Here is a 23,479-nt window from a genome sequence, read left to right on the forward strand (position 1 = left end):
CAATAAAGTGGCGGGTTTGAATCCCCCACTGATAGCGCTACGCTTTCTCGTGTCCGCGTTCGCTTTTAGCGTCTCGTAGAGAGCGTCTTCATTTTGACTCCTGACTTTTGAATTCTTCTTGGAACACTACGCACTCTGGGGCAAGGCTTTTCTACGAAAACCTACTTAAACTAGAACAATAATGATACAGAACTAACTCGTCGAACATCCTTAAAGAGATTTAAAGATATCATCATTGAGTTTGATTTTTTACATGTAACATCTGTTACGCCCCACCTTATCATGTTTCAATTATGAAGACCAAAACCTCATCAAAACTTTATATTTAAAAAGACATTCTAGCAAAGTTTTTATAAAATCAAGCTTATCAGTACTTATGTACTGCAAAAATTTACTAGTATTTATAACGAAAATAGGGCGTTTCAGGCTTTTATCAATCATCCTTTGATAAGTCGCCGAGGCATAGCCCAACGCTGTTATCGCTGAAAAAGCGTCGAAAAATCAAGTTTTAATAGCTGAAGCTCCTATGAGATATTTTGTATTTTTTGTCAATGCTTGAGTTCTATTGTTATACTTTGAGCAAGCAGATATTAACTCAGTATTTGTAGTTATGCTTTTTACTTTCTTTATTAGGTACTAGACTCAAGAAAAATCTCAGCTTTCATTAAAGAGAATATTTATTTAATATTTTTTTGTATATATTATTACTTATAATCGAGATGCCTAACTGAAAGTTTCAAAAGCCTTTTTACTGCTCCTGTTCAGTGCATTACCAACTATTAAACACATGATAGAGAATTATCCTTCTCAAAATTCAAGTTCTAATGGCAGTCATAACTCAGTGCCTCCATTTCCTCAAAATCAACCTGTTCGCTGGGCTGAAGAACAAGAAGACGAATGGAGCTTTCAAGAATTTATAAGTATTTTACGGCGACGATCGCTACTCATGACAAGTGTAACGATTGCTTTGATGACACTTGTGGTGATTAACTTGGTGGTAAACGAGAAGTCCCCAGAATATGAAGGCAGTTTTCAACTATTGGTAGAACCTGTAAATGATGACCCCAAAGTTGTTGATGTTGTCAAAGACTTGAACTCACAAAAGTCTAGTCTAGATTATGAAAGCCAAATTCAGGTTCTTAAGAGTCCTGAACTGATGAAAAGCACTCTTAAACAGTTGCAAGTTTACTATCCAGAAATCAACTATTATTCTCTTATAGAATCTCTGAAGATTAATCGGTTACAAGAAACTAAGATTATAGAAGTTCGTTATAAAAGTAGCAATTTAAAGCAGACTCAAGTTGTATTAGAGCGAATAGCAGATAATTATTTAGACTATAGTCAACTAAGGAGGCAAACCAAGTTACACCAGGGGCTTCAGTTTGTTGAAAAACAACTGCCGTTTATACAAAATCGGGTCGATCAGATCCAAAAAGAATTGCAGCTTTTTCGACAAAAGTACAATTTTAATGACCCAGAAACCCAAATAACGCAAATTGCTTTACAAACTGTTGAATTATCTCGACAAAAACAAGTAATTGATCTACAGTTAGCCCAAGTTCGTGCTAATTTTGCTATCCTACAAGGAAAAAATGGAGCAACAACAATACTGAATAATGCTCCTTTATATCAACAGTTGATTACTCAAATACGCCTATTTGATGTTCAGATTGCTACAGAATCAACTCGTTTGCAAGAAGAGAATCCCAGCATCCAAATATTGAAAGAGAAACGAGCTAGTCTTTTACCTTTGCTACGTCAAGAGTCAGAGCGATTATTAAGTGTAAAGTTTGCCGAAGTAGCGACACAGTTTCAGAACTTAGAAGTACAAAGCCAAGAACTCGCCAAAATAGAACAGAAATTTGCACAACGACGTAAGCAATTGCCAATTTTAACACGGCAGTATACTGAATTACAGCGCAAATTACAAATTGCTACTGAAAGTTTAAATCGGTTTCTATCAACCCATGAAAATCTCCAAATTGAAATATCCCAATCGGATATTGGCTGGCAATTACTTCAAAGACCAACTACTCCAGATATTCCTATTGATCCTTTTTCTACCCAACGCAATTTTATACTGGGATTTGTTGCAAGCATCCTCGCAGCAATTGGTATTGTCTTACTTGTAGAAAAGCTAGATAATACTTACCATACTATTGATGAACTGAAAAAAAAGCTCAAACAACCATTATTAGGAAATATTCCTTTTGAAAAGCAAGTTAAAACTAAGAATAACCGCACTTTTAATGAAAAAACTTCCTTAGTAAATATCCAAAATTCTTCTTCTCAGAGAATTGCTAAATTGGCTGTTTTACCAGATCAAGAGTATAGTAACTCTTCTACCAACTTTTCAGAAGCCCTACGGGTACTTTATACGAATATTCAATTACTCAGTTCCGATCGCCCGATTCGCTCCATAGTTATTAGTTCAGCTATGACTGGTGATGGTAAGTCTACGGTTGCCCTCCATCTAGCTCAAATAGCTACAGCAATGGGGCAACGAGTCCTACTTGTAGATGCTGATCTTCGTAAACCCACAATTCACCAGCTATCAGATTTAAATAATTTATGGGGATTAAGTAATTTAATTTCTACAAACTTGCCAGTGGGAGAAGTAATCCGACAACTGCCTTCCATGAACCAATTATCTGTAATCACTTCTGGCCCGATACCACCCGATCCCACAAAGTTGCTTTCATCTCAAAAAATGAAACAACTAATGACAGATTTACATAACAGTTTTGACTTAGTGATTTATGATGTCCCTCCTTTGGTGGGATTAGCGGATGCTAGCCTGATAGTACCCCACACTGATGGGCTTTTGATAGTAGTCAGGATTCAAAAAACAAATTCCTCGATGCTAAAAACAGCTTTAGATAACCTGAAAATTTCTCGGTTGAATATATTAGGCATAGTTGGTAATGGTCAGAAAAGTACGAGCAATAGTTATTATTATTAGGAAATAAAGAGTCGTGTCAGCACTATCACTAGCTAGCTACAACCAAAAGTGCGCTCGCTCTCAGTTGGCATCACTTCATGTCGCCTGTTTAGACTAAACCTTTGTCGATGATGGAGAAACTGAACATGAATCAACCAATTAGTCAGTTGCGATCGCCAGGACACTTGTCAAGTGAAAATTTGGTTGTTATAGTCAAAACTTTACGTTATACAGAAAACATCTTCGCGATTGCAAACCAGATTGCAAGGATCAGCATTAAGAATCTGCAATAACCCAAGCTTATGCCTTCACAATTTCCATATGAGTTGTTAAAAGAGCAGGGATTAAATTAAGTTTGGTTTGATTTGGTTTCTTAGCCATTGACGAAATGCTCTCAGCGTTGGACTTCTACCTAAAGTTCGGCTCGAAGTTATGGTAACGCAGACTAAAGTACAGAAAGAAATGTTCAAACCTACAACTAAACTTTTAGACGCTTATGCACAATTACCTTGGTTAATACCTCAAGATAAACGTAGTTTTGGAGACTTTATAGATCATTTATACTTTACTTTTTATGAGTCAGCAGGAAAAGATAACTTACGCTTTTTAACTAAACACGGTGGTGTACTAGATGAAAATTTAGATGGTGATTTTATTTGGTGTATCAAGCATTTAAGAAATAAGTGGCTACGTCATGATGCAGATCATGGAAAAGAAACAGATATCAGAAAATCTTGGAAAGATTTGTCAGACAAATTCAAATGGCTTGGTCTAAACCATACACCTATTAAAGAAGAACACTTTCGTAAACTACATCGCTCTTTGTTAAAAGAAGCAGAGTCTTTTCTAGAAAAAATTTTAGAAAAATTGATCCCGTAGAACCCCGCCTTTATATGGAACCACGTAAAGAGCATCTGATAAAAGCGATCACCCAACAAGGGGGTGTAAGTGAAGCAAAAATTATTCGCCAAGCTATTGACCTTCATCTTGGTGAAATAACTGCACCTCAAACCAATCTTGCAATGTGGGAAGCCGAAAGAGAATTTATTGAGCAAATTAAAACTCGACCTGCTCAACTTGGAGGTCGGGACTGGCAGCGTAAAGACCTCTATGAACGGTAGAGTTTTACAAATCCTTATTATAGATTGAAAAAGATCCCCGACTTCTTAAAAAAGTCGGGGATCTGAGCCTTGAAGCGATCGCAAAATTACTTGCCGTTACCGTTACCACCAGTACCATTGCTGTGAATGACGCGTTCGGCGAGTTTTTCTGGTACTTCCTGGAGATGGTCATATTCCCAGTGGAAGGAACCAACGCCGAGAGTAAGCGATCGCAGCTCTACAATAAAGTTTTGCATCTCTGCTTGTGGCAAGTATGCAGAAACATTATCCCAGCCTTGCCAATCGTTTTTACCTTCATAGCCTAAAATTTGCCCCCGTCTACCACTCAACAGTTGCAGCACTTTCGAGGTAAATTCGCTAGGTGTGGTAACATCCACCCGCAGAATTGGTTCTAACAGCGTAGGTTCCGCTTGGGGTATCCCCGTTTGCATTGCCAATCGGGCAGCTTGCTTAAAGGCTTGTTCGGAACTATCAACGTTGTGATACGAACCATTAGTTAGAGTTACCGCCAAATCCACTATTGGGAAGCCCAAAGGCCCATGTGTCAGAAATTCCCGCACGCCCATTTCTACACCAGGAATGTACTGTTTGGGAATCACGCCGCCGACAATAGTTTCATTAAAGTTAAAGCCTGTACCGCGTGGTAAAGGTTTAATTTCGAGAAAAACATCACCAAACTGCCCATGACCACCGCTTTGGTGCTTGTAGCGCCCATGAACTGAAGCCACCGTTTTGCGGATGGTTTCTTTGTAAGGCACTTGCGGCAAGTGCGTTGTCATTGGCAAGTTATATTTGCGGCGCAGTCTGTCGAGGGTGACTTGTAAATGAATCTCGCCTTGACCCCAAAGAATTACTTCGTGAGTATCGCCGTGTTGTTCCCAAGCAAGTGAGGAGTCTTCTTCTAATAGCTTGGTCATGGCACTGCTGAGTTTAACTTCATCGTTGCGCTTTTCTGGTGTAATAGCGAGGGCATACACAGGTTCCAAGTGTACAGCTTTAGGTAATTCTATCGCCGACTGCTGTTCTATAGAGATTGTATCGCCTGTTTTGATTCCTTCTAAACGGCTCAATGCGACAATTTCACCAGCACTAACTTGGTTAACGAACTGCTGTTGTTGTCCCATGAGGCGGTAAATTCCACCAGTACGAATGCCATTGAGGACAATACCATCAGTTAATTTGCCCCGCCAAACACGCACGAGAGAGAGTTTGCCACCTTGAGGAGTGTAGTAAGTTTTTAATACCTGCGCTAGAGGTGTATCACCTTTGATGTTTTTTAAGCGACGTTCTGCTGTGGTTTCTGGTTCGGGGGCTTCCCGTAACAAGGCTTCTAATAGAGGTCTAACACCATAATCTTGTTCTGCAACACCAAAGAAAACGGGGACTACCAAATCTGCCCCTAATTCGATTTTTAAATCTTTGAGGATTTCTTCTTGAGGTGGTTCGATATCTTCTAAAAGTTCTTCGAGTAAATGGTCATCAAAATTTGCTAAGGCTTCGAGCATTTCTGCCCGTGCTGTATGTTCTTCTTCTTTTAAACTTTCGGGGAAGGGAATAGGGTCAGCAGGTGCGCCTGGATGATATTGATATGCCTGTTCGCTCACCATATCAATAAAGCCGGTGAGTTGTTCCCCGTTCATGATCGGATATTGATGCGCTACTAAAGGACGGCTAGATACTGCTTTGAGGGCGTGCAACGTTTCCAAAACGTGAATATTTGCCCGATCCATTTTGTTGACAAAGACCAAGTGGGGAATTTCCCAATCGTCTAGGAATTTAAATAGAGGGGCAAGGGTGAGGACTCGTTCGCGTATGGGTTCGGAAACTACAATTGCTGCATCCACTCCGATTAAAGCATTGTAGGTTTCTTGGGCAAATTCTACACTTCCCGGACAGTCAATAAAAGTGAAGCGAATGCCGTTATACTCAGTGCTAGCGGCGCTGACTTCTACACTCATGTGGCGATCGCGCGACTCAGCAGCACTATCTCCCACTGTATTGTTGTCCTTAACACTCCCTTTGCGGGAAATTGTCCCTGTGACAAATAACAAGCTTTCTAGTAAAGTGGTTTTTCCACTTAAATAAGGCCCGACAATTGCAACATTCCGCGAACCTGATTTTACTTTTTCGTTCATAAAACCCCCCTTGCGGTAAGTGATTTATAACCGCATTATTCTGCTGTATATATCAGGGATAAAAAATGGTTCTCTGGAGTCAACAGTTCGGCTTCTCGTAGAGAAGCCGAAGGGTCAAAATTACCCCTTCTTTAATTTGTCATTATCCTCCCTTTAATCGAAACTTAAAAAAATTGTAGCCTGTCGTAAGATTTAGCTTAAGAAAAGTTAACTATCACAAACTTTCATGCCAAATAAAAAATTTTTGTAAAAAAGTCCTGATGAAGTAAATTTAACTGAAAGTGTTGCGAGTCAGAAAATCAATGGGATTATCATTCTCTAAATTTCGCATAGCAGGGTTAGTAAGTTTGACTTTGTTGGTTTTGAGTATTTCCTCGCCCTCTCTTTCTCTATCTCCTCCTGTTGCCTCAAAGCTGGCACAATCTAATGCTAAAACTGCCATAGACTGGTTAAACCAAGGTTTACAGGCAATTCAGGCGGGAAAAGTACAAGATGCGATCGCCGCCTTTAAAAAAGCAACTCAATTAGATCCGACATTAGCACCAGCGCACTATAATTTAGGGCTAGCTTACCGACAAACGGGAAAATTACAACCCTCTGCGGACGCATTTTATCGAGCAACGCAAGCCGATCCTAAATTTGCTCCAGCTTTTGCTAATTTAGGTGGTGCGTTGTTAGAAGGCAATAATTTACAGTTAGCTAACGATTATTTGCGACGAGCGTTGGAACTCGATCCCAAACTAGGATTTGCCCACTATAACTTGGGGTTGGTACTAGAACAGCAACGAGATTGTGAGCGAGCGATCGCATCTTTTAAAAAAGCCATAGAATATAGCAAAAATGCACCAGAACCGCCTTATCATATGGGGATATGTTATCTCCAACAAGGTAAAGTAGATCAAGCAAAAGATGCCTTTCGTAAAGCAGTAAAAATTAATCAGAAATATCCAGAAGCTTACTATAATCTTGGTTCAATTTGGTTTAGCCAACACAAATTAGAAGAGGCATTAGAGGCTTTTAGAAAATCCGCAGAAGCTAACTCGAACTATCCCAACGCTTATTATGGTGCAGGGTTAGTTTTTATGCAGTTACAGCAATATGGAAATGCAGTACAAGTATTCCAATTTGCTAGAGATTTATACAATGCTCAGGGGAATCCCCAGTGGGTGAAAAATACCGAGCAATTGTTGCAACAAGCACAAAATTTAAATTACCAACCTCGCTGAGGCGCAAAAGCTTAATATTGCATAACATAAAACTATTGGGTTGACTCGCTGGTGTTGTCTTAACTTGTCCCGATTGGAATAAAACGTACATGCAAAAGCGCCTGAAGAGTCGATTTTTATTTAGCGATCGCTGGCTTGATCGACACTCAATTGTTCGTAACATGGAGGCCTTCCAAGACTTAATTGTGATTGTCTTGTGTTTGGCTTTGTTTGCCGTCATGCTGATGCAATTGTGGGGGTTATTTGTCGCCATTACGCAGCAGCTGGATTATAAACATGTGACTGCAAAAATCCTATTTGTGTTGATTTTAGTCGAGTTATTTCGACTGTTAATGGTCTACTTGCAAGAACATAGTATCTCTGTGGGAGTGGCAGTTGAGGTAACAATTGTATCTCTACTGCGAGAAGTAGTAGTCCAAGGAGCGCTAGAAATTTCTTGGGTTAATACAGCTGCAATTTGTGGTTTGTTATTTGTTTTGGGTGGACTACTTGTAGTGTGTGCTAAGACGCCACACATGGATTGTATGAGCGCTAACACTAAGTTGTGCCCAATTGTGTATAGAGGAGATAGGGAACGGCAAAATGAGTTGGAATTACAGTATTCACGTCAATGTGATGAGAATCAACCGCTTGGATAAACTTCTATGAAATTAGGGAGTGGGGAAGGTGGGGCCTTATCTGGGGAGAAGGAGTTGAAAGAGCCATATCGGTTTCTTTGAGGGCTGTCAAGCCAAAAGTATTAGTACCTAACTTAACCTCACAAGGTACGCTCACCCGAACATAGGCATGAATGGGTTGTTTGGCTGCTGCCAGAGAGCATCGCCACTCAAGTTAATTTCCTTCAAATTTGCCTATCTCAGTGCGGATAGCACATCTTTCAATCACTCGTTCAAGATTGAAGTTGCTGCATCAGACCTGCCGCGTCAGAAACAGACCAATGCTCGGCGATTTTGCCATCTTGAATCCGATCAATTCGAATCACCGATGTAGAGATGCTTTTGCCTGTTGGAGAGATACCATAGAATGCGCCGCTGTGCTTGCCTTTGCTTGTGATATATGTAACAACCCGATTGCCCTCCGCAACCTGTTGCATGATCTCAATCACAATATCGGGGAAAGCGGAGAAAAAATCATCAAAGAACGAATCATGATAGACCCTAAGCGCATCAAGACCGCGATTATCTGATCCTGGCATTGCGTGGTTGATACAATCCTCTGTCCAGAAATCCTTTAGAGCAGTGAGATTTTGACCGTTCCAAACCACTTGAAGAAAGTTCTGGATAATTTGCTTGTTTTTATCAGCGTCAGTCATCAGCTTTCTCCAGAGAGTGGTTTTTCATTGGATAGTATACAACTAGCAAGAAGTGCATCTAACTGAAGCAGGCGAAGTATTTTTAGAGCGATCTTACCTGGTATTAGCGCAACTCGAACAGGCAATCAAAGTGACACAACGGATAGGGCGAGGTGAGGTTGGACGGTTGGTGATCGGGTTTGTCTTTTTCAACTTGGCACGGAAGAGGACACAATGGGAATCAAATCGTGATGATACGTGATCACAGAGAATTTTAGCCATATTCAATCCGTATCATATCGTTGCCAACTTTCCTTTTTACTCACCCCCTTTTGACTCACCTTTAGATTTACTTTATAAATAGCCTCTCAACAGCTGTCTCTTCTCTTTCGATAATTAATTTAACGATCGCAACTTGAAGTAATTTCTCTGCCGGATCTAATTGATCAAATTAGCTGTATCTCTTGCTGTGCGAGAATCTTGGCTCGACCGTACCGATTGATTTTCATTGTCAGACTGTAGACTCTGTATTATAGGCTACACCTTAACTGTCTTAATTGTCCTTGCGTCTTTGTCAAGATTTTGAGATATTAGATTGAAAAAGCAATTCAGATATAAACTCATGGCAACCGAGCAAGAGCTTCAATCTCTTTTTAATAAATTAGATGGCGATCAAGACGGCAAAGTCTCCATTAATGATCTTTTTTTAAGTCCTGGCTTAAGTGCAATCATCACATCAGAAACGAATACCACTAGTCCCCAGGAGTTACTAGTACAGTATGATTCAGACAAAGACGGTAATATTACCTTTGAAGAGTTAAAGAAAGCGGTTGACAAAGCAAATAATTTAAACTAGCAGTCAAAAAATCAAAGTCACCTCCGCCCCCCATAACCCTACGTAAACCCTGCTATTTCAACACTGTGTTGACCGATAGCAGGGTTTTATAAGTTATTGGATATCAGTCATTAAACATTAGCCTCTTAATCTCTCCCAATAATTCATCATCAAATATTTGATCAGATAGTTCGTCTTTTTTCAGGTGTTGCCACTCCAATTCAATCGGGTTCATTTCAAAGCAATATTTGCGTCTGATTCGGCGTTAAAAAAAGCAGATGGTTGCTTCCATCTGCTTTATTGAAGAAGAATTCAGAATTCAGAATACATTCGTCAGAATGCAATCAGTGGGAGATTCAGACCCACCACTGATTGAAGACCACCAAATTTAAAATTTGGTGGGGGTGCAAAAACGCCGTTTATTCATCCACCGGTGGCACAAAATACCCAAGTGAATTCTGGCGACTGACACCTTTATTCTGTTTAATAAAAAAAATCCATCATTTCGTTTACTTGGATACCAACTGATTAACTGGAGCAATCCCAGCTAAATCCAAAATTGATGCGATCGCATCTTCACGCTTCACCGCCATCATATGCACACCCTGACATAATTGCCGCGCTATTTGCACTTGCTCGGCGGCAATTTTTATCCCTTCCTCAAAAGGGTCTTTGGCTTTTGCCAATCTATCAATAATATGTTGGGGAATATTTACACCCGGAACACATCTATTAATAAACTGGGCATTTTTTGCCGATTTCAACAGAAAAATTCCTGCCAAAATCGGTTTTTTATAGCCAGCGGCAATCGTATCCATAAACTTTTCTAGCAGGTCAAAATCGGTAATCAACTGACTTTGAAAAAACTGCGCTCCGGCTTCGATTTTACGTTCAAATCGACTTTGCAAACCCGACCAACTTTTACATTGCGGATCTACTGCTGCACCAACAAATAAATCTAGCGCTCCATCAGTCAAAGGTTTATCGTTGCAATCAACGCCTTGATTCATCTTCCGAATCAGTTGCAGCAGTCGCACAGCTTCCAAATCAAATACTGCTTTGGCATCTGGATGATCGCCTGCTTTTACTGAGTCGCCAGTCAAAGCTAAAATGTTATGTATGCCCAAACCATGAGCGCCCATCAAATCAGCTTGTAAACCAATGCGATTGCGATCGCGGCAAGCAACTTGACAAATCGGTTCTATGCCGTTTTGTGACAAAATTACCGATGCCATTAACGAAGACATCCGTAAGACTGCGCGGCTACCATCAGTAACATTGACAGCATGAACCCTTCCCTTAAGGGTCGCCGCCATTTGAATCATGTGGGCTGGATCTCCTCCTTTCGGAGGTGCTACCTCGGCGGTAACTAGAAATTCACCTGCTTGTACAGCTCTCTTAAAGGCTGTCGGGCTATGGGTGTAATGCATAAAATTAAGAATTTCCATTTCTTAAATGGTATAGCAAATCACACCTTAAGGGAAAACTTATAGAGGAAGAGAGTAGCCGAAAGCAGTTTTTACTTGTGATAAAGTTTGATTTGCGATCGCTGTTGCTTTCTCCCTTCCATCCCGTAACACAGACTCCAAATAGGCTTTGTCTGCCGTTATCGCCTGATATTTTTCTTGAATTGGTTTCAGGGACTCAATAATTGTGTCTGTCAACAATGGCTTGAATTGTCCCCAGCCCATATCCTGACATTCAGCCGCTACATCTTCCTTTGTTTTACCAGAAAGCAATGTATACACCGTTAACAAATTATTACACTCTGGACGCGCGGGATCGTCGAAAGTCAGCCCACGAATCGGATCGGTTTTACAACGCTTAATCTTGTATTTAATCTGTTCTGGTGAATCTAGCAAACTGATCCGGCTTAACTCTGAAGGATCGGATTTTGACATTTTGCGTGTACCGTCCGCCAAACTCATTACCCTTGCCCCTTCCTTACGAATCAAAGGGTCTGGTAACTTCAAAACTGGTTGATCTGGTTTACCAAATTGGTGATTCAACCGAGCTGCAATATCCCGTGTCAATTCCAAGTGTTGCTTTTGGTCTTCACCCACTGGCACTTTATCCGCTTGGTAAAGCAAAATATCAGCTGCCATCAGCACAGGGTAATCCAACAACCCTGCACTGACATTTTCTCCCTGCTTGACGGCCTTTTCCTTGAACTGAATCATGTCTTGCAGCCAGTTTAGAGGCGTAATGCAGTTAAGCAACCAGGTGAGTTCACTGTGGGCCGAAACGTGGGATTGTACAAAGATGGTGGAGTGATTTAAATCAAGACCACAAGCTAGATACAGAGCAACAAGAGTGTAGGTATCAGCTGCTAACTGTGTTGGATCGTGTGGCACTGTAATCGCGTGCAAATCAGCCACAAAAAGGTAATTTTCGTATTCGCTCTGACCTTCTACCCAGTTGCGAATGGCTCCCAAATAGTTACCTAGATGGTAATTGCCGGTTGGTTGAACTCCAGAAAGAACACGTTGCTTGCCCATAAATTTCAACTTAGTTATCTCAAATCCGCCCTTGTAAAATGGCGATGTCTGGCGACAAGTCGCTTGCGCCTACGCAAAACTCATTAGACTTATCCACAAATAAACCTCAAAATAGCTGAAACCCTTACATAGCTGGCTTTTTAGCTTATATAAAACAGGAACCTCTAAAACCCTCTCCAGAGCTAGGTTTCAGCCAAATAAAGTTCTCATTTCCGGATAAGTCTATTTAATTTTGACACTTTCCAGTGCAACTCGCCGTTTAAATATTGGAGTTGACTCTCACTGTTGCTAAAGCAACGGTGAAAGTCAAACCTACAGCAGATTTCAACGGAAGTGAAGTACACAACGATTCGTCCCAAAGCGAGGTATAAAACCTCTTTTACTTCTGTTAGCCCAGCAGAGCGTAGCCCATTCTGAATTCTGGATTCTGGATTCTGAATTCTGGATTCTGGATTCTGAATTCTGAATTCTGAATTCTGAATTCTGGATTCTGCTGTATCTTTGTGCAATCTCTTGGTGAGCAGTGCTTCCAAGATGATGGCAATCAATTTAGATAATTTTGTAGTTCTCGATGATAGCGCAAGGAACAGACTTTTCTCCCGACCAATCGGTAAAGGTATCTTCATTTTTGTAATGCCTTGGCGTTTGCATAAGCAAGTGCCAAGCATCTTTGGCATCTAATAAATTTAAACGTTCAGGATAGTGGATCTTTAATAATTCTTGCACTAAGGGATAATAGTCAGAGTTTATTCCTGGAAAAATATGATGTTCTGTATGATAAGAAAAATTTAAATGCAATTTGTCAAATATTTGAGGAACACGCAGGGAAATACTATTAATGAGTGGATCGTTGACGCTTGTCATCTGACAAAGCATGTGGTTTGTATAGACGTAAAATATTGCTCCAGCGTAACCAATCCCAATAGGGAGAAAGTAACTCAACACGATTTTTAGGAAATTAAATTGTAAATATACCAAGATACTCAAATGAATTATCACAATTACAAAAAGTTCACCTGCGATTAACCAACGCTCTTTAGTTTTGACTGTAAAGGCAGCAGGAACAAAATTCACAGATTCACGATTAAACAATAGCACAGAGGCCAAATTGCGAAGATTATGTGTTCCCCATGCGGTTGCCATTCCCACTATTAAACTAATGGGATTAACCTCCGCCGAAGGTACGCATACATTTTGAATCCATTTACCCCAAGTTTTCGGCTGCTTGTATAAGTAATTGCGATCAGGATCTGCTAAGGAATTAGTTTTATTATGATGTTGTCGATTATGTACTGCTTTCCATAATGTGGGTGGCATCCACAACATCGCTAGCCCTAGCAAGCTAGTAATTCTGACTATATGGGAGTTTCTAATTACGCTACCGTGCATCAGATCATGAGAGCTAAATAGCAACACGATAATACTATTGCCCATCACTATAGCTAAAGGCAAATAAAGCCATAAAAGATATAAATTCCAACGATCTAGATAAGATGCGATCGCCCAGCCTAGAATCAAAATTGCCCAATTAATTAATAGAATCACTAATTTACTTGGATCGGGGAGAAATACTTCCGCAGGCAGTAAGGGACGCAATGTTTTTGCATACTCTGCTTGGCGAATTAACTTTTTGGCGTTACCAACTTCCATAAATCTTATTGAACTTTATTTAAGTTTTATTACAATGAATAGGTTCAAAAATTAATTTTTACCCTATTTTTGCTATTGTTTACTATTGCATAGTATAACGGAATATTGAAAGTGAATTAGGAGTTTAAACATGGTTTCTCTCGATACACTACAGTCTTTAGAAAAGTATATACCTTTAGTAGGAGATATGAATATTAAAACCCCACTAGCATATACAGCAACGCGTGGGGCGGTAGAGGTAGTCAACACAATACAAATGGCGGTAGCCGAGGCTTATATTAATGGGTTAGAAGTTCCCGACTCAGTACTAGAGTCTCTATTTGATACTTGTATGCCTGTATTTTTTAAGTATTTTCCTGCTCTTTTAGCACCTTATGAATGGGTATTAAAAGAAACTGATCATCTTGCTGAAGGCCCACGGGATCTGATGAAAATTCAGTATGATTTGCCTCAAGGGATGCTGAATAAGATGTTGGGTGACGGGAAACTCATTTATCCTAAATACAGCATGGGATTGTGGGAAAAAGGGGCATTAAACCTTGAACAATCTCAGATAGATATGATCGATGATGTGATTCAGAAGTTAGACATTAAAGATGGAGACAATATCTTAGACTTTGGCTGTGGTTGGGGATGTGTGCCAAATTACATTCTTTCCAAATTCCCCAATGTCAGGTTTACAGGGCTGAATTTGAGCCACGAGCAATGTGAATATATGCGCCAGAAGATGCAAGATCCTGAAAGCAACCTCAGTTCAGGTCGATTCACGCTGTATGAAGGAGACTTAAATAATGCAACATTTGAGACAAAATTTGATAAAATCCTTTCGATTGGTGTTTTATGTCATGTTGGTAATTTAACTAACTGTTTTCAAAAATTAGCTACTTTGCTGAAAGATAATGGCAAGGTTTTTATTCATATCATTACAGTTCGTACCCCTAATAATATATCCAGCGCTTTCACGCACAAATACATTTTTCCCCACGGGAGGTATTGGAACTACAATGCAGTTCCTAGCCGGAATCAAGACCTCAAAACGATTGAAAGATGGTATCTGAACGGTTCCAATTACTCTAAAACATTTGCCAGATGGCTAGATAATTTTGACAAAAATCAGGTAATAATCAAAGACTTGAATTATGGCATGGATTATGCCAAGTTTCGCCGGATATGGAGATTTTATTTAATCTGGTTTGTTCGGAATTTCGCTAGTTGCGATGGTGAATACAATGGGAACGGTCAGTACTTAATGGTTCATGCTTAATGGAGTAAGAGTAGCAGCTTAGGCGTAGCCAGTCGTAGACATCGCCTTCCAGAAACCGCATTTATTGTATGATTACTTACTAGCATTGAGTTTAGATGAACACTTCTTCAGCTTCCGTGATGAAGTGAAGGCGCAATTAGAGACACAACTAGAAACATTGAAGCAACAGCAGCAGTACAGGAGACAGAAAAAGCAAGTTATCAATTGTCGCCTGTTAGTTGATTTTGGATAGTAGAGACAAAATTAATCCTGTCTCTACTCCAAACTCATGATTTTTATAGTTACTCTAGCCGTTTGCAATTGAGTTAACCATAATTATTTAGCTAAACTCTTAAATTCGATTTACCTTTCTGCTAAACCTACTTCTCCTCCAATTAGCCCCAGAAATCCTGTTCCAAAGTGCTGAATCTCCAAAAGACTTGCTTCCTCCGGTGAGGTTTTGTAAATTTGGAATGTCTTCATAATTCCCAAAGTGGCAGCACTTTCTAGAGGCCCAACAAAGCTAATATCTCTGTCGAGAAAATAAGTTTGATTAGCCCAATAAGCCATCTGATTTGCATTTAAAAAGTAGCAGCCGGCGTGAGGATTGAGGGCACGACAAAAGGTAATTGGTGTATTCAGAATTGTACCCTTGAGTTCCTGTTTTTCCTGCACATTTTGAAAGGGAGCAGTTACTCGCAACGCCAAATCTCCATCAATGTAAGCTTTGTGAACCAAACCGTAGGGGGAGACTTCATAACGATGTGGCTGGAGCAAGTTTAAGTCACCAGCTTGTTGAGTAAACCAATTTAATTTTATAAAAAACCAAGGGTCATGAATAATTAGATCATCTTCAAGAAAGCAGTAGTAATCATATTGACCAACACAACTTTGTAGAACAGCTTGGCACTCAAACCCCAAAAGTAGAGGTTCTACATCAGTAGAATAATGTTTATATAAATAGGATGGTAAGGGAAGCTGATTTAGAAGATGATTATCTTTGGTTGTACAAATAACAATATCTAGTTCGTGAGACTGCGGCTGGTTAGCAGTGAAAGCTAGTCGTTCAGCAATATTGATGATACTTTGAGATTTGCCAAATAATTGATGTAAGCCGGTAAGGCTTTTAGTTAACGCCTCCAAGCGTGGTTGCGAGTCTTTGCGTTGGGAAGCATGACGAGCCTCACTGCTAGGTTTGAAAAAATGGGCAATGGTAAAAATAATTCGCATTTTAAATATCGCTTTTCTATTTGTCTGTCATTAGTCATTTGTCCTTTGTTGGTTGTAACTAATGACTAATCTCATTTAATTTCTACCAAATCCTTTAGACTGGGGGCGCTTTTTCAAACTATCAGAACCTTTACCAGCGAACATCCATTGCAAATGCTGTGGTAACAGTTTTGCCAAATCATAACGCTTGATAATTGTCTCTCGCGCATTCGCACGTATTGCGTTCATCTCCTGAGGATGATTCAGCGCCTCTTCAACCCTATTAGCAATATTTCGAGGAGAAAAGAAATCTACCAGCAGTCCATTCACCCCATCCTGTATGACCTCCAATACTGGTGGAGTTTTAGAAGCTACTAATAAACATGCTGCTGCCATTACTTCTAACATTGACCAGGATAAAACAAAAGGACGGGTTAAATAAATATGAGCAGAAGAAGCTTGCAAAACCTGAAGGTACTCATTGTAAGGAAGCCTATTTGTAAAGTGCAGCCTCGATAAATCCAAAGATAATTTTTCTAGCATTAATTGTTTATAAGTTTGACCATCGGGGAGATTCTTCCCATAAGCAACCCTATCTTCTCCCACAACTACCACATGGCACTTAGGTCTGCGCTGCTGAATTAGCGCCACCGTTTCCATAAACTGCGGAAAACCTCTATAAGGTTCCATCCCCCGTCCCACATAAGTTACTAATTCTTCCACATGGGAAAGGTCAAGATTTATTCTTGGTAAAACTAACTTTGCGCCTGGTTTGGGAACAAAAAATTTGGTATCAACTCCATCATGAATTACAGTGAGTTTGCTATGATATTCTTTAGGAAACTGCTGCCGTTGCCAATTCGTCGGACAAAGACCGCGATCGCAACTATATAAATCAGTCAAAATCGGCGCATTTTTCACGCGGATGCGGCATTCATCATCAGCATTCAGTGGTTCATTAGGATCAAAATCTGCATCCGAACCATGAGCGTGGTAAAACCACTCGAAATAACACAATAATTCGGCTTTGGGGAAAACATCTTTCATAAATAAAGTTGGCCCCCAACCAGAATGACCATAAACTATATCAGGAACGAAACCCTCAGCTTTTAATTTTTCTGCCACGCGATAGACAGCCTGCGCGGTGAGAACAGCATTTTCTAGGTTGCGAACGTAATGGTGGGTTTGGGGAGCAGCTTCACGAGAAGGAGTGTAAATAGCCTTATAAACGCCAGGTATTTCCCCTTCACGACGATTTGTCCCAAAGACGACTTTGTAATTCTTATCCTTGCCTAAAACTGTCGCTAGGTTGCGAAATTGCGAGGGAAAATTGGGATGTAAAAATAAAATTTGCATCGGAATAATCTTGATTAACTTATTGCCAGATAAAATAAATTAAGACAAGTCTCTTAAGATTATAAGATTATTTACCCTAATTTTTTGCAAGTAAATTTAGATGAATCGTTGCCGTGAAATGGGAAAATAATCGCAAATTCGTGTTATGACCATGAAATTTATTGGCATTGATTTAGGCTGGAAATCGCAACCAAGTGGACTATGCTGCTTAGAATGGATAGATGGACAACTGCAACTACTTGATCTAGACCGCAAAGAAGCCATTGCAGACATCCTTACCTGGCTCGATCAGAGCGTACAACCTGACGAACCAGCCATCATTGCCGTAGATGCACCTACCCTCATACCCAACGCCACTGGGAGTCGCCTCGCCGACAAACTCAGTCACAAGTACTTTGGCAAATATCATGCGGGATGCTACCCAGCTAATCAAAACCTACCCTTCGCCGATCGCACCATCAACTTTGGCTTAGAATTAGAATCACGCGGTTTTGCACACGCACCCACCATTGAACCGCAAAAACTCAACAGATATCAAATAGAAGTCTTTCCCCACCCAGCAATCGTTAACCTATTCAACTTAGAACGCATCCTTAAATACAAAAAAGGACGCCTCAATGAGCGCCGCCTAGAACTAATCAAACTCCAAAATTATATTATTGATATCCTCCCCTCTTTCTCTCCTCCTCTGCGTTCTCTGCACCTCTGCGGTTCGTTCCTTTGGGAAATCCCCACCACAGGCGCAGCCCTCAAAGCAACCGAAGATAAACTAGATAGCTTAATTTGCGCTTATGTTGCTGCATACTGGTGGTATTGGGGAGAACAACGTAATTTAGTATTAGGCGATGGCATCACTGGCTACATCATCATTCCCCAAAGAATTTGAGCAAAGGCTTCACGTATGCTGCTTTATAGTCCTTGCTGATGCTAAAAATAGCATTCCGTAAACCGTATCGCTTGTAATTGACCCAGTGTTAGTAGTTGTTTTTTACCAAACTTTAGATAAAAGAGAGTTCAGACATCAATTCACCCTCGTAAATTGACGAAGGTATTATAACAGTTTTTACCCTTTCTTCACCCTTTACCTGAATATGCTACATTCCATTAGGAGAAAGAAATGCCTACTCAAACCACGAAGGAATTGGGATGAATACTCCAGTCGCGATCATCGGTGCAGGGCTCGGTGGGTTGATGCTCGCCCGAGTCCTCCACGTTCACGGTATCGCAGCGACGATCTATGAAGCGGAAGCCTCGGCTAACACACGCACGCAAGGGGGCTTGCTTGATATCCACGAATATAACGGACAGCTCGCACTCAAGGCAGCAGGACTTTTCGATAAGTTCCTCGAGATTATCCAGGCTGGCGCTGATGCAAAGCGGGTAGTGGACAAGGACGGTAACATCCTGCTTGATAAACAAGATAATAGCAACAGCGGTCGGCCTGAGGTAGATCGAGGAGACCTCCGCCGGATTTTGATCAACTCCCTTCCTGCCGACACAATTCGCTGGGGACACAAGCTGACAGCAGTGTCTTCGCTCGGCGACGGGCGGCATACCTTGACCTTCGCTGACGGTCGAGCGGTGACTACCGGCATCCTCGTGGGTGCTGACGGCGCTTGGTCAAGGGTTCGTCCACTTCTTTCCGAGGCTAAGCCCGCCTATGTCGGTACCTCATTCATCGAGACGCGTCTTTTCGACGGCGACACCCGCCACAAGGCCAGCGCGGAAGCGATTGGCGGTGGCACGCTGATGGCGGTCGCGCCCGGTAAAGGCATCTTGACGCACCGCTATGCCAATGGAACCCTGCACACGTACGTGGCGCTCAACAAACCGGAGGACTGGATTACCCGCATCGATTTCTCCGACTCGGTGACTGCTATGGCACGCGTTGCCGAAGAATTCGACGGCTGGGCTCCGGAGCTGACAGCGCTTATCATCGACGGTGAGACGGACCCTGTGCCTCGCCCTATTTACGCGCTCCCGATCGAGCACAGATGGGATCGTTTAGCTGGGGTGACACTGCTCGGCGATGCAGCGCACCTGATGTCGCCGTTCGCTGGCGAAGGAGCCAACCTTGCCATGTACCTAAATAATCCCAGAATTCCAGATTTACTACCGTATTTACTTAGATATTTTTGCTTCAAGATGCATCTTTGCATATTCTTCACATTATTTCTGATAAATTTACCTAAAAATATTTTCTTTGTGTACTATTAGTCTTTTGATAGTCAATCTTATACCAATTCAATTAATGATTGCAACACATCCTTGGGTAACGAGGCAATGAATCGCATCTCTACAAATGGTCTATTTGTCGCATTCTTTTTTCAAATTGGTATTACTGAAGGCTATTACAGATTGGTATAACATTTATAAACTAAGAAATCCGCGAGCGCAGACATTAGTATTTATGGCTGCAAAGCGCAGATCAATCAAAGCTTAAGAAGCTGACTTTTTTAAAAAGTAAAAAGATAATCCCCATAAATAAATTTAGAGGCTTCAAATCATTTTCTTTTTCTTTCTTTTGCATTGTTCAGTGATTATTCCAGTCAAATCACATTTACCTTATAATTACTCATAATTCTAGCAATAATTATTTTTTAGGCGTGACTGCATCACACAATAAAAGGCGTTGCTAAACTTAAATCAGCAACGCCTAATCTTGAGTATTCAATAACTACTCAGCATTCTTATTCTGCCCAAGCAATTAACCTTGGTTCATAAGGATTAGCTAGGTATTGATTTTTCGGTAATACACGCAAAGACAAGCCTTGCAAACCAGAAGCGGTATAGGTGATATTACCTGTGTAAATACTCAATTTCTGTCCATCCTCGCCTTGGTATTCCATCACCACTGGCATAGCATCGACAATCTCACCATTGGCATCGATCGCACCTTGATATAGCTCCACCTGCACATCATCATTCGTCAAAGTTGCTAAGTCAACCTTGGCTTTGACAGCAACGGTTTGGTTAACCTCAATGTCCGCAGCTGCCGATACGTCAATATCTTTGATTCTGATGTTGAACCAGTGTTCGCCCAGTTTTTCTTTCCAAGCAGCTAGTTCTTTAGCTGGGGCATAGTTATCAACAGTCAGGGTATGATAGCGATCGCTGGCTGGGAAATAAGCTCGCTCGCCATATTCTCCTACCATCCGCGCTGTATTAAAGAACGGACAATTCAACCGAATTGCATCCTTCATTTTGGCAACCCACGGACGGGGTAAACCATCACTATCCCGATGTTCATAAAATAGCGGTACAACTTCCTTTTCTAACAACTCGTAGAGAGCATTTGCTTCTACTTCATCTTGGTAGTCAGGATCGTCGTAATTCTCTCCATGTCCAATTGCCCAGCCCGTGCGGACATAATCAGCTTCATCCCACCAGCCATCTAGTACACTTAAATTCGGCAATCCATTCATTGCTGCTTTCATGCCACTGGTACCAGAGGCTTCCCGTGGACGACGCGGTGTGTTTAACCAGATATCGCAACCCGCAACCATCAACCGGGAGATGTAAATGTCGTAATTGGGAACAAACACTACCTGTTTTTCTAAATGTTGTTCGCGGATAAAGTGATTGATATCGCGGATGAGTTCTTTACCGGGAATATCCTTGGGATGTGCTTTACCAGCAATCACGAATTGCACTTTCCGGTCTTTGTTAGCCAGTAAAAGCCCCTTAATGCGATCCAAATCACGCATCCAAAGCGTGGCGCGTTTATAGGTGGCAAAGCGACGAGCAAAGCCAATGGTGAAAGCATAAGGATCTAAAACTTCTTGGGCCTGGATAATTTCTGAGGCGGAAGCACCGCGATCGCGCAAATGTTTGACCAAATGCTCCCGCACATACAAAATCATATCTAAGCGACAGCGTTCGTGATTACGCCACAATTCTTCATCGGGTATGGCATCCATCCGCTCCCACAATGGGCTATCTGGTGCTGCTGATGACCAGTTTGGCCCCAAGTAGCGATCGTACAATTCTTGAGTCGATTTCGCAACACAACTCCGAGCATGGACACCGTTGGTAATTGCGGCGATCGGCACTTCCTCTACTGGCACCTTTTTCCACAAGCCCTGGAACATTTGCCGCGACACCACACCATGCAGTTGGGCGACACCGTTAGAAAATGTTGCCATCTTCAGCGCCAGCACCGCCATACTGAAAGGCCCAGATAAATCGCCTGTATTCTCGCGCCCCAGTCCTAAAAATTGCTCTTTGGGCAACCCAAATATCTCTGCATAGTACCCCAAGTAGTACAACATTTTGTCGGGAGCAAACAAGTCAATCCCTGCTGGTACTGGTGTGTGGGTGGTAAAGATATTGCTAGAAGCCACCACCTGTTTAGCTTGGGCATAATTGAGTCCCTCTTCCTGAATCAGCAAGCGGATGCGCTCTAAGGCAGAGAAGGCGGCGTGACCTTCATTCATATGGTAGGCAGTGACTTTCAGCCCCAAAGCTTTGAGCATTTGCACACCACCGATCCCCAGCATGATTTCCTGGTGGATACGCATATCGATATCGCCACCGTACAGTTGATCTGTGATGTCGTGGTCGTAAACATTGTTGGGTTCAATGTTGGTGTCCATCAAATATAGAGGCACCGTTCCTACCTGTACGCGCCAAACTCTGGCATACACTTTGCGTCCTGGATAATTTACCGCAATCTGTAGTTCTGAACCATCGGGATTACGCTCTAGATGCAAGGGCATATTGTAGAAATCATTGCTCAGATAGCGTTCCTGCTGCCAGCCATCGGCATTGAGATACTGAGCAAAGTAACCTTGCTGGTACAGTAAACCTACACCTACAAGTGGTAGCCCCAAGTCACTGGCAGATTTGAGGTGATCCCCCGCCAGAACGCCCAAGCCTCCAGAATAGACGGGCAAACAATCTACAAGTCCAAATTCAGCCGAAAAATAGGCGTAGCATTCTTTTGGTTTCTGCTCCCGTTGTTTCTGATACCATGTGCGCTCTTGCAAATAATCTTCTAACTGACGGTCAGCTCGATCCATTTGCGCTAGAAAGCCTTCATCTTCGACAACTTCCAGAAGCCGCAATTGAGAGATAGTACCCAACATTAACACCGGATTATGATGGCTAGACTCCCACAGGTCGGAGTCTAAGCGACGAAATAAATCTTTAGTGTCAACGTTCCAATCCCAGTGCAAGTTCTGTGCTAGCCGCCGCAGTGGTTCGAGTCGCGGTGGTAGTGAAGGGGATACGTTAAATGTACGAATTGGCTGCATAGGTTGGCAAAACTCCAAGTTTAGCTATGGTTATTGTTTACTCTCTTTACCAATGTTGCCAATTCTTTATACTCTAGTTTGTGAAAAAGCGATGACTTTGTTAAGCATTGAGAATTATTTTTAACCTCGTTGCTAAAGTTTACACCAAGGTGTTTCTAATTCTATGCCTTACCCTCAGCCATATACTTGGTATATTAAGATTTAATCATTTACTGGCATATATCACTTAAAAAAATATAATCTTGAATAAAATAATTTATATTTATTTTAGTATTGATTCCGGGGATCAATTCTAAGGTCTTAGCTGAGGGTGCAAATTCCTCATACCTGTGTTCAGGAAAGTTAAATTTTTAATTATTTCTTAATAAAATTACGCTGTCAAAGAAGCACTTTGAGAGCAAAGACTTACATGACTATTTGATTAAGGTTCGCTTAAAGTGATGCCTCAACGATCGCGTTCGCGTAACGTCTGTCTGCGAACGTAGAGAAGCGGTAGCGAGTCATTGAGCGTCACAGCCCGTTGTAGAGACTGGCTTAAATCGGCTTATTGTGAAAACTGTACCAAGCAGTTAACCAGGAAAAGCGATGCCTGCGGTGGTCACTGAGCTTGTTCTTCGGCAGCTGTTACAGCGATCTTGCCGAACTGCTAAGGGTAACACCTGCCCTGAGCTTTGCCGTACGCTTCCCTACGGGACGCCAGAGGCGAACGGGAAGCAAGC

The 23,479-nt window shown here is 41.5% G+C and carries 20 protein-coding genes; 12 read left to right on the forward strand and 8 right to left on the reverse strand.

The window, feature by feature from the left end; genetic code table 11:
- The first annotated feature begins 787 nt into the window (after positions 1-787).
- The 4 genes from PUQ00_RS09095 to PUQ00_RS09110 all read left to right on the forward strand — a co-directional run bounded on the left by PUQ00_RS09095 (position 788) and on the right by PUQ00_RS09110 (position 4,062).
- The gene (locus PUQ00_RS09095; RefSeq protein WP_300415313.1) at positions 788-2,962 is read left to right on the forward strand and encodes a polysaccharide biosynthesis tyrosine autokinase; all 2,175 of its coding nucleotides are present in this window, start codon (positions 788-790) and stop codon (positions 2,960-2,962) included.
- A gap of 125 nt (positions 2,963-3,087) precedes the next feature.
- Complete coding sequence (locus PUQ00_RS09100) at positions 3,088-3,234, forward strand: hypothetical protein (RefSeq protein ID WP_300415315.1); 147 nt, start codon at positions 3,088-3,090, stop codon at positions 3,232-3,234.
- 139 nt (positions 3,235-3,373) lie between these two features.
- On the forward strand, positions 3,374-3,820 hold the full coding sequence (locus PUQ00_RS09105) for a hypothetical protein (RefSeq protein WP_300415317.1): 447 nt from the start codon (positions 3,374-3,376) through the stop codon (positions 3,818-3,820).
- Between the two features lie 14 nt (positions 3,821-3,834).
- The gene (locus tag PUQ00_RS09110; protein ID WP_300415320.1) at positions 3,835-4,062 is read left to right on the forward strand and encodes a hypothetical protein; all 228 of its coding nucleotides are present in this window, start codon (positions 3,835-3,837) and stop codon (positions 4,060-4,062) included.
- An 86-nt stretch (positions 4,063-4,148) separates the two neighbouring features.
- Here PUQ00_RS09110 and PUQ00_RS09115 read toward each other — a convergent pair whose 3' ends face one another.
- A complete protein-coding gene (locus tag PUQ00_RS09115) occupies positions 4,149-6,197 on the reverse strand; it encodes an elongation factor G (protein WP_300415321.1) in 2,049 nt (682 codons plus the stop codon).
- Positions 6,198-6,499: 302 nt separating this feature from the next.
- On the opposite strand from PUQ00_RS09115, the gene PUQ00_RS09120 reads away from it, so the two are divergent.
- Complete coding sequence (locus tag PUQ00_RS09120; protein WP_300415323.1) at positions 6,500-7,423, forward strand: tetratricopeptide repeat protein; 924 nt, start codon at positions 6,500-6,502, stop codon at positions 7,421-7,423.
- Between the two features lie 89 nt (positions 7,424-7,512).
- On the forward strand, positions 7,513-8,061 hold the full coding sequence (locus tag PUQ00_RS09125) for a phosphate-starvation-inducible PsiE family protein (RefSeq protein ID WP_300415325.1): 549 nt from the start codon (positions 7,513-7,515) through the stop codon (positions 8,059-8,061).
- Between the two features lie 251 nt (positions 8,062-8,312).
- On the opposite strand, the gene PUQ00_RS09130 is transcribed toward PUQ00_RS09125, so the two are convergent.
- The gene (locus PUQ00_RS09130; protein WP_300415328.1) at positions 8,313-8,735 is read right to left on the reverse strand and encodes an ester cyclase; all 423 of its coding nucleotides are present in this window, start codon (positions 8,733-8,735) and stop codon (positions 8,313-8,315) included.
- Between the two features lie 52 nt (positions 8,736-8,787).
- On the opposite strand from PUQ00_RS09130, the gene PUQ00_RS09135 reads away from it, so the two are divergent.
- Both PUQ00_RS09135 and PUQ00_RS09140 read left to right on the forward strand, forming a co-directional pair.
- Complete coding sequence (locus PUQ00_RS09135; RefSeq protein ID WP_334740322.1) at positions 8,788-8,976, forward strand: hypothetical protein; 189 nt, start codon at positions 8,788-8,790, stop codon at positions 8,974-8,976.
- 360 nt (positions 8,977-9,336) lie between these two features.
- Positions 9,337-9,570, forward strand: a complete 234-nt coding sequence (locus tag PUQ00_RS09140) for an EF-hand domain-containing protein (protein ID WP_300415331.1) — start codon at positions 9,337-9,339, stop codon at positions 9,568-9,570.
- A gap of 488 nt (positions 9,571-10,058) precedes the next feature.
- Here the strand turns inward: PUQ00_RS09140 and PUQ00_RS09145 are convergent, their stop codons facing one another.
- The 3 genes from PUQ00_RS09145 to PUQ00_RS09155 form a co-directional block, all read right to left on the reverse strand.
- Complete coding sequence (locus PUQ00_RS09145; protein ID WP_300415333.1) at positions 10,059-10,979, reverse strand: methylenetetrahydrofolate reductase; 921 nt, start codon at positions 10,977-10,979, stop codon at positions 10,059-10,061.
- Between the two features lie 57 nt (positions 10,980-11,036).
- Positions 11,037-12,047, reverse strand: a complete 1,011-nt coding sequence (gene trpS, locus PUQ00_RS09150; protein WP_300415335.1) for a tryptophan--tRNA ligase — start codon at positions 12,045-12,047, stop codon at positions 11,037-11,039.
- 549 nt (positions 12,048-12,596) lie between these two features.
- On the reverse strand, positions 12,597-13,697 hold the full coding sequence (locus PUQ00_RS09155) for a fatty acid desaturase (RefSeq protein WP_300415337.1): 1,101 nt from the start codon (positions 13,695-13,697) through the stop codon (positions 12,597-12,599).
- A gap of 130 nt (positions 13,698-13,827) precedes the next feature.
- Here PUQ00_RS09155 and PUQ00_RS09160 point away from each other — a divergent pair, with 130 nt between their 5' ends.
- Together PUQ00_RS09160 and PUQ00_RS09165 are read left to right on the forward strand one after the other, a co-directional pair.
- Entirely contained in the window at positions 13,828-14,961 is a 1,134-nt protein-coding gene (locus PUQ00_RS09160; protein ID WP_300415339.1) for a class I SAM-dependent methyltransferase, read from the forward strand.
- Between the two features lie 64 nt (positions 14,962-15,025).
- Positions 15,026-15,193 carry a hypothetical protein gene (locus tag PUQ00_RS09165; RefSeq protein ID WP_300415341.1) on the forward strand — a complete coding sequence of 56 codons (168 nt, stop codon included), beginning with the start codon at positions 15,026-15,028 and terminating at the stop codon, positions 15,191-15,193.
- Positions 15,194-15,303: 110 nt separating this feature from the next.
- On the opposite strand, the gene PUQ00_RS09170 is transcribed toward PUQ00_RS09165, so the two are convergent.
- Complete coding sequence (locus PUQ00_RS09170; protein ID WP_300415343.1) at positions 15,304-16,170, reverse strand: calcium-binding protein; 867 nt, start codon at positions 16,168-16,170, stop codon at positions 15,304-15,306.
- Between the two features lie 75 nt (positions 16,171-16,245).
- Entirely contained in the window at positions 16,246-17,505 is a 1,260-nt protein-coding gene (locus PUQ00_RS09175; RefSeq protein WP_300415345.1) for a glycosyltransferase family 4 protein, read from the reverse strand.
- A gap of 151 nt (positions 17,506-17,656) precedes the next feature.
- Here PUQ00_RS09175 and PUQ00_RS09180 point away from each other — a divergent pair, with 151 nt between their 5' ends.
- Together PUQ00_RS09180 and PUQ00_RS09185 are read left to right on the forward strand one after the other, a co-directional pair.
- Positions 17,657-18,391, forward strand: coding sequence for a DUF429 domain-containing protein (locus tag PUQ00_RS09180; RefSeq protein WP_300415389.1), 735 nt, complete (start codon positions 17,657-17,659; stop codon positions 18,389-18,391).
- Positions 18,392-18,651: 260 nt separating this feature from the next.
- On the forward strand, positions 18,652-19,722 hold the full coding sequence (locus PUQ00_RS09185; RefSeq protein ID WP_300415347.1) for an NAD(P)/FAD-dependent oxidoreductase: 1,071 nt from the start codon (positions 18,652-18,654) through the stop codon (positions 19,720-19,722).
- A gap of 473 nt (positions 19,723-20,195) precedes the next feature.
- Here the strand turns inward: PUQ00_RS09185 and glgP are convergent, their stop codons facing one another.
- On the reverse strand, positions 20,196-22,760 hold the full coding sequence (gene glgP / locus PUQ00_RS09190) for an alpha-glucan family phosphorylase (protein ID WP_300415349.1): 2,565 nt from the start codon (positions 22,758-22,760) through the stop codon (positions 20,196-20,198).
- Positions 22,761-23,479 lie beyond the last annotated feature (719 nt).

Source organism: Nostoc sp. S13 (assembly GCF_029379315.1).
GTDB lineage: Bacteria > Cyanobacteriota > Cyanobacteriia > Cyanobacteriales > Nostocaceae > Nostoc.